Raw genomic sequence first — 12163 nt, forward strand, 5'->3', positions numbered from 1 at the left:
AGCAGGAAGAAGAACAGGAGCGTGAGCCCGAAGGCGGCGAGGGCAGGCTTGGCGCCTGGAAGGTCGGCCCGCCCCCGCAGCAGGGCCGAGTGGTACAGGGCCGACAGGCCGAAGGCGGCCACGAGCAGACCGTTTTCGAGCGGCGGGAATCGCTCCCGAAGATACATCCACCCGCGCTGCACGAGCCGTGTGTCTGTGGCGTCGATGGAATCGCTCATCGTGGGGTGAGGCTATTTGTGCCTTGTGTTCTTCGAGCGCTTCGAACGAGGGGCAACGACTGCCGAGTCCGCAGTGGGGGGAGGAGCCTCAACGAAATAGGTCGTCCGGTGTCCACGAATCGCTCCGACGACCCCTCCGATGAGCGCACCTGGGACACTCAGGGCGAGCCCTGCCACCGTCGCCAAGTCCGTTCCCAGCCCGTCCCCCTGGAGCTGCACGAGCAAAGCCCCTCCAAGAGGCCCCGCTGCCCCGGCACCCGCCCCCTGCAGAAATCCTACGCCTCGATTCACGAGCTCCACCCTCCAGAGGGTCGAGGTCGAAAACGCCCGTTCCGTCCCGTGCGGCCCGATCCCCGTTGTCGAGTCGGCGTCGACGTAGAGCTTCTCCAGTTTTATCGTTCGGCCGTCCCGAAAGTGGACCCGTGCCGTTTTCCCGTACGCCGCCTCGGTGACCCGGCTGTATCCGTCGGACTGCGTGTGTGCCACCTGGTGGGTGGAACTGCATCCACACGCCAGGAAAAGCAGCACGCCCAAAAGCGGAACCGGTTGGAGAGATCCTACGCGTGACGTAGAGGAGCTCACGAGCCGGAGTGGGTGTATGCGTCGCATGGCTTTGAGCAGTAATGTGTCTGGTCAGAGCGAGCATTGCGGCCCGCCGGAATCGCCCCCGCAAACCGCACCCTCAAACACCCGATTCTCGCTCGGAAAAACCGGACGTCTCCCCGGAGACGCCGGCCATGTCCGGTCTTTCCTCATTGATGGCCAGTCGTTCAGGGGGACCTACTGCTACGTCAACCGTGACTGTGCAGGGAAGAGCGATCTCAAAATCCAATCACCGGCACGTCATCTTGAGCGAGGCCGCACCCTCAGGACGATCCGTGGCCAAGACACGTTAAAACTGCACCTTCAGGGAGAGTCCTAATTGCTCCCCCTGCGGCCCAACAGCGGGACCAACGTGCGCTTTCAGTCCATGGGCCTCGTTGTAGTCGCGGGCGGCGTCGTCAGCCGTAAAAATGTCGTAGCCCCCGCTTATGAGAATTGTAAGCCCGCCAGCAAGGAAGAGAGCCGCTCCCCCTCCTCCACTACTGTCTCCCCCCAGAGCTGCATCCAGCACGGCTGCGCCCCCAAGCACGCCGAGGGCTCCACCCCCCAGTCGAAGCCCCATACCGGTTAGGGCCTGACTGATGTTTTCCGCGTAGAAGTGCCCCACGGACGGGCCTACGAGAGTCCCGGCGATCCAGAGGGGGACGCGGACATCGTCCCTCTCTTTGTCCATGGCTGCCCCAAGCACCACTGGCACTAGCGTCCCTCCAAGCGAATACAGCTGGGCTCGGGTCGGGGACTTTCCGGGCTTCGTCTCAACCTGAATCGTTGCGTCTGTCTCCGCTACGTCCGCCTGCTGCGCCTGGGCGGGGCGCACACCCCCGTCCCCTGCGAGAAGGCCCGCGAGCAGGAAAAGGAAGATGAGGTGACGACGTCGGGTCGATCGGTTGAGAAGGCGAACAAACATGGCGACGTGAGGGGTGGCCGATGAACGGAGCGCGATAGTGGATGGCGGAGGCGTTCCTGCGGCGCTGCGTCTACACGAATACGTCGCGTGCACCCTCACAAACCAGCCATAGACCCGTAGAAACCGGCCGTGTCCGGTCTTTCAAGCCGGCGTGTCCGGTGTGTCGGGGGACGCGCTTTCCTGCTCGGCATACTCGGTGGGGGAGCACCCGAAGGTCTCGCGGAAGAGACGGGAGAAGTAGCTGGGATCGCGGTACCCCACGGCGGACGCCACGTCCGAGATGGTGTCCGCGCCCTCCTGTAGCAGCGCGGCGGCGTGCTGCAGGCGCCGGGTGCGAATAAAGCCCGACGCCGAGAGCCCGGTCGCCTCCTTGACGCGACGACGGAGGTGCCGGGCACTCAGGTCCACCTCGTCGGCCAGCCAGTCGACGCCGAAGTTGCTGTTGTCGATGTGCGCGTCTACGGCCTCGTTGAGGGTGTCCAGAAAGTCGGCCTCCTCGGGCGATGCGGTCGCCTCGTCCGGATCCATCCAGTCGGGCAGGCGGATCCGGTCCTGCACGATCCGGCGGATCTCAATCAGGTTTTCCATGCGGGCCAGCAGGTCCGCGGGGGCAAAGGGCTTCGGAACGTAGGCATCGGCCCCCACATCCAAGTCCGCCCGCTGTGCCCGATCGTCCGGCCGATCGGCCAGCAGGATGACGGGCAGGTGGCGGAGCTGCTCGTCGTCTCGAATCGTTCGGCAGAGTCCTGCTCCGTCTTCGTCGGGCAGCGAGACATCGCCAAGCACGAGATCGAACGACCGGTCATGGAGTCGGTCGAGCGCCGTCGCCGCATCGGGAGCGGTCTCCACTTGGTATTCCGTTCCGAGCAGGTCCCGGAGATAGTCGCGCATCTCGGCCTCGTCGTCCACCACCAGCACCGAAGGCGCGTCCGATGGGACCTCGTCCGTCGGCTCCGGTGTGGGGGACGAGGGAACTGAGGAGACGATTGGCACCGGGGTCTCGTCTCTGCCTCGAGGGGCTCCCTCCGCATCCGGGTCGGCGACGTCCGCGTCCGCCACGTGGGCGTGCCCCAGCGGCAGGCGCACAGTCAACTCCGTGCCGAAGCCCGGTTCGCTTTCCACCTCCATGCTGCCCCCATGGCGCCGAACGAGGGCGTTGGCGTGCGCCAGCCCAATGCCCACCCCAATCCGCTGCTCGGGATCTAGCCCCTCCTCGGCGTCGTCTGTTTTTCCCGCAGGCACGTAGCTCTCGGCGTCTCCAAACACTCGGTCCCGGAGGGCCTCCGGCAGCCCCGGGCCCGTGTCACGCACGGCAATCTCAGCCGCACCGGCCGCCCGACGCACGCGGAGACGCACGGTCCCGCCCTCCGGCGTGCATCGGATCGCGTTCGAGAGCACGGTCGTCAGGACTTGCCGGACCCGGTCCACGTCCATCCACACGTCGATCCGATCCGGCGCCACGTCCGCCTGAAACGTGAGCTTCTTTTGCTGGGCCCACTGGCGAAGCGGCGGCACGACCGACTGCACCAGGGCCGTCAGATTCTGTTTCTGCATCGCGAGGGCGAGATCCCCCTCGTCGAGACGGGCGAGGTCGAACAGCTGATCCACGAGCCGTCTCAGCCGACGGGCCTGCTGCTCGGCCCGTTTCAAGTGCTCCCGTGGGGCGTCGGGGAGCGGGCCCCACCGATCATCGAGCACATCCTGCAGAGGACCGATTAGGAGCGTGAGGGGCGTCCGCAACTCGTACGAGAGGTCGGCAAAGAACTGGCTTTTCGCCCGCTCCAGCCGGGCCACCTGCTCGTGGAGCGCTTCTGCCGTCCGCCGCGCCTGATACCGACGATGGCGCACCGCATAGAGCAGGGTCGACACGCCGGTCAGGACCACAGTGACAAACCCCATGCGCACGAGATGCCCCGCGTTCACCAGGGCAGGACGCGCCGCCCCGGTGCCCGGAAGGCCCACCGTGCCCAGGCCGTAAAGCGCAGTGCTGAGCAGCCCCCCCAGGAGCAGCGTCTGCCAGGGCCGATACGGGAGGATGACGACGGCCAATAGGTAGAGGAGAATCACGTACTCGACGCTCAGCACGCCCCGATAGGCATCATGCACCAGCGACACGGCCGCGATGAGGAACGCGATCGCCGCTCCGGCCGCTCGCGCCACCGACACTCGACATTGCATTCGCCCCACCCAGATGGCCGCGCCGCAAAGGAGCACGACAACGATCTTGTCCCACAACACGAGGGGCGCCGCGGCTCCCCCCTCCGGGTACCACCACGCCACCGGCCGGCCGAGGAGCCCCACGTTGACGGGCACGAGAATCAGAACCCCGAGGACGCCAATCAAGCCGCCCCACTGCAGGCCCGTCCGCGCCAGCTCCGCCAGCACCGACCGAAACGCCCTCTCTTCTTCAAGCCGACCGGCCTTAAAGACGATGCGTCGCACCTGCTCAACGGATCCGCGGGGGTCCATGGTACTTAGGGGATGGAGATACTTAGGGGGTGGAGGTTTTACTATACAGCACGTGTACCCAATATTTTGGGCGCTCTCCAACTCGTTCCGGACAGAGGAGAGATGGTGCCCCCTTCCCCCTCATTTCCCAGGAGATGTGGGCAGACGGATGAACGTTCGGACGAGACGGCCCGTTTTTCGGATCCTTCTCGCCCGGTCTGCCGTCCTTCGGAATGCAATTGTCCGAGTTTTTGGGCATGGACTCGCCACTTTGTCCGGTTCCACTTTGCCCAACGCTACACTTGCCCCATCAATCGCACTTCTTTGTATGCCTTCCCTTCGCGACACGATTCTCGCTATTCTGTTTCTTGGGCTGTGCGCGGGCGCGCTGCCCGCCCAGGCCCAACGGACTTCCGGTGCCGCTGGACTCGGGGTCCAGGCCGGCGAGCCGTCGGGCGTGACGCTCAAGATCTATAACGCCGACGGTCCCTCCTACGACTTCCTCGCGGCCTGGAGCTTCGACAACTTTCTTTTCCTAAATGCCCACGCCCTCTTTGAACAGCCCCTTGCGGTCGAGAACGTGGAGCAGCCAGTGCACTGGTTCGTCGGCCCCGGGGCGTACGTCGGCATCTACGACGATGGCGGGTCGGAGGCGGGCCTGGGTATCAGCGGCACGATTGGGCTCGACATCCTCTTGGCCGAGCAGTTCGAGCTCTACATCCAGGCCACGCCCCGCTTCGAGCTCGTTCGTGAGACGGAGCCCGACATCGGCGGCGGCCTCGGGCTCCGGTACTACTTCTGAGGAGGGCGAAATGAGACAGCGCCCGCAGCGCCCATTGGGGTCTTATCGACCGCCCGCACTGCCAGGCGACTCTGGCCGCCACTCTAGCACCTTCAGGCGGGCCTCCGGCGACCGGATTGTGACGGCGAAGACGTAGCCGTCTTCGGTGCGGCGCGCGTCGAGGTCGAGCGGATAGAAGTTGGGATTGGTTTCCTCATTCCGCCCCACGAGACGACGCTGCAGGCGCCCACGCCGGTCGTACGCATCGATCTGGACCCAGCCGGGGCGCAGGTTGAGCACGAAGAGCGTGTCGCCGACCGGCGCCGCGGCGGGGCTCAGGAGCGGGGCCTCCGTGGCGTCACCCTGCCCGAAGGCGTAGCGGCGCTCCAGCATCGGCGAGTTGAAGCCCACGAGCGCGAGGCTGTCGGGCGTCGCCTCATTCCGGAAGCCCCGCCGGAGCAGGTCCACTGTGGGGCGGAAGCCCGACAGGCTCACCAGCGTGTCGCCCCAGGCTCGGAGAAATCCGGCGTATCGCCAGTGGGGCCCCCGAAGCGGCGCCCGGGCCGTCGGTTGTGCATTGGCCCCGAGCCGGGCCACGAACGAGTCCGTGTTTTGCCCGACGACCTTCGCATACATCGTCGTGTCGGTCGCCAGCATGTAGACGAGCGTCTCCGGGGCCGGGCGCTCGTACGAAACGGGCAGACCGACCCGTCGACCATCGACCACCCGGTCGATGCGGTTCGACTCGGCGTTGAAGACGATCAGCGTGTCCGCGCGCGCCCCAATCAGGTACGGCGTGCGGAAGCCAGCGTCCTCCACTTCGCGCAGCAGGCGCCCGTCGGCCCCGAAGCGAAACAGGCTGTTGCGCTCCACGTCGCTCACGGCCAGCCCGCCCTCTTGCACAAACCGAACCGTTCGCGGGTGGGCCAGGGCATGGCCCTCCGTCCCGGTTGTCTGCCAGCGCCGCTCCAAGGTATCCGCGGGGGTTTCCTCCGCCACCTGACGCGACAGCGAGTCGCTCGGGTACAGGGCCTCGTTGGGCTGGGGCTGGCAGCTGTACGGAAGGCACCCCGGAAGGAGCATGCCGCCGACCACAAAGACCAAAAGCCCCCGACCGAGGGCGGCAAGGTTCATGGGAGACATGCGACGGCAACAGGTTCATGGGTGGGGTGGGCACGATGCGCCCTGACTGGGTTGAACGCATGCGCCAACGCTCGTTTCGCCGGTGCGGATGACACACAGGATTTTCGCTCCGCCTGTATGGAGCCTCCCGCGACCTCAGAAGCGACATCAGAATATGCAACTCATCGTGCTGTCCGTGCCGTTCATCCGGCGGGCCGCTCGGAGGATGCAGGCCGCGACGCGCACGTGCACTTCGTAGAACCACCCGAATCCCTCGTCCCGCCTCCTCATGGCACATACCACCTTCCCTTAACGAGATGTACGTGGACGAACCAGATTGCCCTCATGCACACGATGTGCTTCTGGCCTTCTTCGGGGTCTCAACGTGTTGAAGCAATCGGCGCGGCGCTCGCCGTGCTGATCCTGAGCTTCGCCGCTACGGCCCCTGCCCGGGCACAGGACACGCCGACCGGCACCCTCTCCGGCCGGGTGGTGGACGCGCAGACGGACGAGCCGCTGCAGAACGCCACGGTCGCGCTGTGGACCGAAACGGCGACCGATTCGACGCTCGTCACCGGTACAGTGACGGGGCCGGAGGGCCGCTTCTCGATCGACGACGTGGCCGTGGACGCGTACACCCTCCGCATTAGCTTTGTCGGGTACTCCACGCAGCGCTTTCCCGACACGCGCCCGGCCCGGGATGCAGAGGACGCCGACCTCGGCACGATCCAACTGGCCCCCAAGACGACCCAGCAGGGGGAGGTGGAGGTCACGGCCGACCGCCCCGCCGCCCGCGTTGAGACGGACCGGAACGTCTACAACACGTCCGAGCGCGCCCTGAGTGCCGGCGGCTCGGCCCGAACGGTGCTGGAGGACCTGCCGTCGATCCGAATCGACATGGACGGGAGCATCAGCTTCCGCGGCAACGAAAGCGTCTCGCTCCACATCAACGGCGATCCGGCCTCGCTGCAGGGCCAGAGCCTCGTGAGCTACCTGGAGAGCCTGTCGGCGGACGCCGTGGAGCGCGTGGAGGTCATTCCGAACCCCTCGGCCAAGTACGAGCCCGAAGGCATGTCGGGGATCATCAACATCGTGCTCAGCCGCGACCTGGAGGCGAAGTGGAACGGGGGGCTCACCCTCGGGGGCGAGCGCGACGCGAACGACCGGTACGGCGGCAACGGCTCCGCAAACGTGGGCGTCCAGGCCGGCGGCTGGCGCGTCGTGGGCACCTACTCCCACCGCCGCGACAGCGAGGAGGACACCAACGCCCGGACTGTCGAGCGGTTTGCCCAGAACGAATCGAACACCTGGGTCGACCAGACCGGGCGCGAGGAGGAGCAGGACCGCTCCCACTCCTTCCGGACGGAGGTCGACTACAACTTCGCGGAGAGCACGTCCCTAGGCCTCGAAACCAGCCTCAGCCTCCGCCGCAACGAAGAGAACGGGGTCACGAACTACTGGGAATACGCCGGCGGCACCCCCACCGCACCGAACCGGACGGACCGGTACGCCCGCGTCCTGGACAATTCCTCCTCCGACGAGAGCGTGGACGGACGGCTCGACTTCGGGCACGATTTCTCCGAGGACCACAGCCTGGAGGCCCAGGTGCGGTACGACCGGGACTTCGAGACCGAGGACGGCCTCTACAACGTCTACGGCGCCGAAGACGGAACGCGCCTCTCCTCTCCGCGCGAGCGGGAACTCGACGTGGTCAACGAGGACGAGCAGGACGGCTCTTTGGAGGTCGACTACTCGCGCCCCCTCGGGGCCTTCTCCCTGGAGACCGGCTACAAGGGCACCCTGCGACGGCTCGACAGCGACCAGACCTACGAAGGCCGGACGACGGTCTTCACGTTCGACGAGCTGATCCACGCTGCCTACGGCACGTTGAGCCGAGGGATCGGAGACTTTCAGCTGGAGGCCGGGCTCCGCGCCGAAACGGTGAACACGACCTTCGACCTCTCCAGCGACAACGAGGTCACCAACAGTTCGTATGTTAGTGTCTACCCCAGCGCGTTCATTACCTACAAGCCGAGCCCCAAGCAACAGGCCCGTCTCTCGTATAGCAAGCGCGTGGACCGGCCCGGGCTCTGGGACATCAACCCCATCGAAGACAACGAAAACCCAACCTTCCGCGAGGAAGGAAATCCGGGCCTCGCCCCCGAATACATCCACTCCTTCGAGTTGAGCATGACCCAGCGGTGGGGCGTTGGCTCGGTCTCAGTGACGCCGTACCTCCGCCACACCGTCAACGAGATTGAAGAGGTGCGCCGACGCGAAACGAACGCAAACGGCGAAACCGTGATTGTCCGCCGCGCCGAAAACCTCTCCAGTAGCACGTCCTACGGCACGGAGCTGGTGACGACCTTCAACGTCGGCGACCGCCTGGAGGGGACGATCAGCGGCAACGTGTATCGCTCCGTCACCGACGGCTCCAACGTCACCACCGACCTCAGCAACGACGCGATCCTGTTCTCGGGCCGCGGCAGCGTCCGGGGCAAGCTCCGAGACGGCCTGCAGCTGGAGCTCAGTCAGTTCTACCGGCCCGCCCGCGACATTCCCCCGCAGGGACGGATCGATCGGTTTACCAGCACCGAGATGGCCCTTCAGCAGGAGCTGCTCGGGGGCGACGGCACCTTGACCCTTCGCGTCGACGACCTCCTCAACGACACGAACATAAACATGTGGTACCGGGACCAGGACCTGTATCAGGAGTCGAACATGCAGTGGGGCGCCCGGGAAGTCTCGCTCTCTTTTCAGTACAACTTCGGCTCGGGCTCGAACAGCGACCAAAGAGGACGCGACCGGGACTACCGATAGGTATTTCTCGTCTCAGGGCACGCGCCTGCAAATTGAAGAAGCGGCAGGGCGCGTCCGCTCCCTCTGGTCCGCTTCTTCTTCCTGGCGTCTCCCGGAACCGTACCGGGTCATCCCCCCCTCAAGCATCCTGGCATCGTGTCTTCGATCGTTCCTTCCCCACGACTCCTTTTCTGAAATGCGTGACCGTTCGGTTTTCACGTCGCCGAGCCGGGTCGAGTGGGGCCTCATCGCCGCGTTCTGGGCGACTGTGGCCCTGCTCTCGGTCGGACAGACCCTTCTCGGCGACGCACCCGGCGAATTCCACTGGGGCCGGACGATGGGGGAGTTGCTTGAATACACCCTATGGGGCCTCCTCACCCCGGTCGTGTTCTGGTTCGCGAAGACCCTTCCGGTCGTCGAACCGACCGATACGGACCGGACGACGGTGACGCGGAACGTGGGAATCCATGTGGCCGTCGCCCTCGCCGCATCCATCGTGGTGGACCTGAGTGAAGACGCTGTCGAGGCGGGGATGGGGGAGCGCCCCCTCGCTTTCGTGCAGTCGCTGAGTCAATTCTGGTTCACCGACGAGCTGGTCGTCTACCTCGTCATCCTGATGGCCGGCCTTGCCCGCAGCTACTACTTTCAGCAAAAGGCCCGGCAGGAGGAGGCCGAACGGCTGGAGGAGCGCGCTGAGGCACTGGAGGCCCGGCTCACGGAGGCGCGGCTGGAGGCCCTCCGCATGCAACTCAACCCGCATTTTCTGTTTAATACCCTGCACGCAGTGAGCACGCTCGTGGACCGCGACCCGACCGGCGTGCGCCGCATGATTGCGCGCCTCAGCGAACTGCTGCGCCACGTGCTCGACGAGGAGGCCCCCCAGGAGGTCCCCCTCTCTCAGGAACTCGAGTTCCTCGACGACTACTTCGAGATCCAATCCATTCGCTTTCAAGGGCGGCTCGACACGGCAGTCGACGTGCCCTCATCGCTCCGCGACGCACATGTGCCCAACCTCATCCTGCAGCCCATCGTCGAGAACGCCATCAAGCACGGGGCGAGCCAGGTGCGCGGGGTGGGGCGCATCGAGGTGCGCGGTCGCCACGAGGACGACAGGCTCGTGCTGACGGTGACGGACAACGGCCCAGGCCCGCCGGATTCGCAGGAGAACGGGCTCGGCCTGCGCAACGTCCGGGCCCGCCTGGAGGGCCTGTACGGCGACGACCAGGCCCTGTACCTAGAACCCCTGCCCGACGGGGGCACCAGGGCCGTCCTCAGACTGCCCCACCACACGAGTACGTCGCTGTACACCGCGTCCGGAACCTCTGCCTCCACTGCCCGCGTGCCCGACGCCCCTCCCGACTAAGTCCCATCAGTGCCCTGTACTCGACATGGCCCCCGACGCCGCGCCCCTTCGCGTCCTCATCGTCGACGACGAACCCCTGGCCCGCGAGCGCCTGCGCGAGCTTCTGGAGGAGGCCCCGGCGGTTACGGTGGCGGGTGCGGCCGAAGACGGCCCCGCGGCCGTCGACGCCATCCGGGCACAGGCCCCCGACCTCGTCTTCCTCGACGTGCAGATGCCCGGCAAGAACGGAATCGACGTGATCGAGGAGATCGGGACCGGCGACATGCCCGCCACTGTCTTCGTAACGGCCTACGACCAGTACGCCATCAAGGCGTTCGATCTCGCCGCGGTGGACTATCTGTTGAAGCCGTTCGACGACGAGCGCTTTGAGGAAGCCCTACGACGAGCTCGAGAGCAGATCGCAAACCAGGAGGCGGCCGTTTCCGAGCGGCTCCTTCGCCTCCTCCACGAACGAGATCCGGAGTTGCTCGACGAAGAGAGCCCGCACGACGAGCCCTATCTGGAGCGGATCGCGGTGCAGGGCCGCGGCAAGGCCCGCATCGTGCCCGTCGACGACCTCACTCACATCACCGCCGACGGCTCCTACGCGGAGCTGCACACGGGCGAGGACACCTACGTCATCCGCGAGCGCATGAAGACCCTCGCTGCCCGCCTCGACCCCGATACGTTCGTGCGGGTCCACCGGTCGGCCATCGTCCGGCTCGACGAAATCGAGATGGTTCTGCGGGGAGGCGGGGGCAACTACGCCGTGCGCCTTAAAGATGGCACGCGCGTCAGCGTAAGCCGCAGCCGGGTCGACGAGCTGCAGGACCGCCTCGGCGTGGACGTGCTCCAGCGCGACGGCGCGGACGACGCGTAGTCTCTGCTACCCCCGCACCGGCGTCGACTTGAGCCGCGGAATAACCTCCCGCCCGATGCGCTGCACCTCTTCCAGCATGGGGCTGCACTGCAGCAGCACGAGATCGAGGCCCACGTCGGCGTACGCGTTGAGTTTCTCCACGATCTGGTCCGGGGTGCCTACGAGGTCGGGCCGCAGGCCGCGGTTGGAGACCGAGTAGTCCTTCAGGTCCACCTCGGAGTCGAGCTCGGAGTGCTCCACGAAGTCGTCATAGCTGTCGAAGCCCTCCGCCTCGTAGTCCACCGTGGTGATGCGGTCGAGCTCCTCTTGGGCCTCCTGCTCACTCTCGCGGCAAATCATGTAGGCCGCCATGCCGAACTTCATCTCGTCGGGGTCGTGGCCCTTCTCGGCCCGGCGCCCGCGCAGGTCTTCGATGTCGCCCGCGATCTTGTCGACCGTGCCGCCGTGCATGAGGTAGTGGTCGCAGTGGGTCGCAATCATGTTGCGGCCTTCCTCGGAGCCACCGCCTGCGTAGACGGGCACGCCGCCGGGCTGGACGGGCTTCGGCTCCAGGATCGTGTCTTCGATGGTATAAAAGTCGCCGTCGAACGAGAAGCGGTCCTGCGACCAGAGCCCCTTCAGGATCTGCACGAACTCGGCGGAGCGGTCGTAGCGGGCGTCGTGGTCGAGCCAGTCGCCGACGTACATCTTCATCTCCTCCTCCCACCAGGCCGAGACGAGGTTGATCTCGAAGCGCCCGCCGGAGATGTGGTCGATGTTGGAGGCCATCTTGGCGGTCACGGCCGGCTCGCGAAAGCCGGGCCGGATGGCCGCCATGATGCGAATGTCGTCGGTCACCGGCGCCAGGGCCGAGGCGGTGGTCCAGCACTCCAGGGCCGGGTGCGACGGGCCGTTGATGTCGTTCAGGTTGAGCTCGGCGATGAGCATCGTCGAGAAGCCCGCGGCGTCGGCCGCCTGCGCCACCTTCCGGTTGTACTCGAACGTGGGCGGCATGCCCTCGTCGTCCACGTTGCGGAGCCAACCGCCGAAGATGGGAAGCCAGATGCCAAGGTCGATCATCGGG

At 66.1% G+C, this 12163-nt stretch carries 8 protein-coding genes and 1 pseudogene; 4 read left to right on the forward strand and 5 right to left on the reverse strand.

Annotated features, from left to right (window positions below):
- From V5A20_RS10435 to V5A20_RS10445, 3 genes and pseudogenes are all read right to left on the reverse strand, one after another.
- Positions 1-218 (reverse strand): annotated as a pseudogene (locus V5A20_RS10435) (hypothetical protein); the annotation flags it as partial.
- Positions 219-1110: 892 nt separating this feature from the next.
- Positions 1111-1728 (reverse strand): hypothetical protein, encoded by a 618-nt coding sequence (locus tag V5A20_RS10440; protein ID WP_332316603.1) that lies wholly within the window; start codon positions 1726-1728, stop codon positions 1111-1113.
- 141 nt (positions 1729-1869) lie between these two features.
- Entirely contained in the window at positions 1870-4197 is a 2328-nt protein-coding gene (locus V5A20_RS10445) for a hybrid sensor histidine kinase/response regulator transcription factor (RefSeq protein WP_332327283.1), read from the reverse strand.
- A 307-nt stretch (positions 4198-4504) separates the two neighbouring features.
- On the opposite strand from V5A20_RS10445, the gene V5A20_RS10450 reads away from it, so the two are divergent.
- On the forward strand, positions 4505-4978 hold the full coding sequence (locus tag V5A20_RS10450) for a hypothetical protein (protein WP_332327284.1): 474 nt from the start codon (positions 4505-4507) through the stop codon (positions 4976-4978).
- A 42-nt stretch (positions 4979-5020) separates the two neighbouring features.
- Here the strand turns inward: V5A20_RS10450 and V5A20_RS10455 are convergent, their stop codons facing one another.
- The gene (locus V5A20_RS10455) at positions 5021-6100 is read right to left on the reverse strand and encodes a hypothetical protein (RefSeq protein ID WP_332327285.1); all 1080 of its coding nucleotides are present in this window, start codon (positions 6098-6100) and stop codon (positions 5021-5023) included.
- A gap of 324 nt (positions 6101-6424) precedes the next feature.
- On the opposite strand from V5A20_RS10455, the gene V5A20_RS10460 reads away from it, so the two are divergent.
- The 3 genes from V5A20_RS10460 (at position 6425) to V5A20_RS10470 (ending at position 11100) form a co-directional block, all read left to right on the forward strand.
- Positions 6425-8899 (forward strand): TonB-dependent receptor domain-containing protein, encoded by a 2475-nt coding sequence (locus V5A20_RS10460; RefSeq protein WP_332327286.1) that lies wholly within the window; start codon positions 6425-6427, stop codon positions 8897-8899.
- Positions 8900-9074: 175 nt separating this feature from the next.
- Positions 9075-10241, forward strand: a complete 1167-nt coding sequence (locus V5A20_RS10465; protein WP_332327287.1) for a sensor histidine kinase — start codon at positions 9075-9077, stop codon at positions 10239-10241.
- A gap of 25 nt (positions 10242-10266) precedes the next feature.
- Entirely contained in the window at positions 10267-11100 is an 834-nt protein-coding gene (locus V5A20_RS10470; protein ID WP_332327288.1) for a LytR/AlgR family response regulator transcription factor, read from the forward strand.
- A gap of 6 nt (positions 11101-11106) precedes the next feature.
- On the opposite strand, the gene V5A20_RS10475 is transcribed toward V5A20_RS10470, so the two are convergent.
- Entirely contained in the window at positions 11107-12156 is a 1050-nt protein-coding gene (locus V5A20_RS10475; protein ID WP_442978435.1) for an LLM class flavin-dependent oxidoreductase, read from the reverse strand.
- Positions 12157-12163 lie beyond the last annotated feature (7 nt).

Origin of the sequence: Salinibacter sp. (genome assembly GCF_036626415.1) — a bacterium.
Taxonomy (GTDB): domain Bacteria; phylum Bacteroidota; class Rhodothermia; order Rhodothermales; family Salinibacteraceae; genus Salinibacter.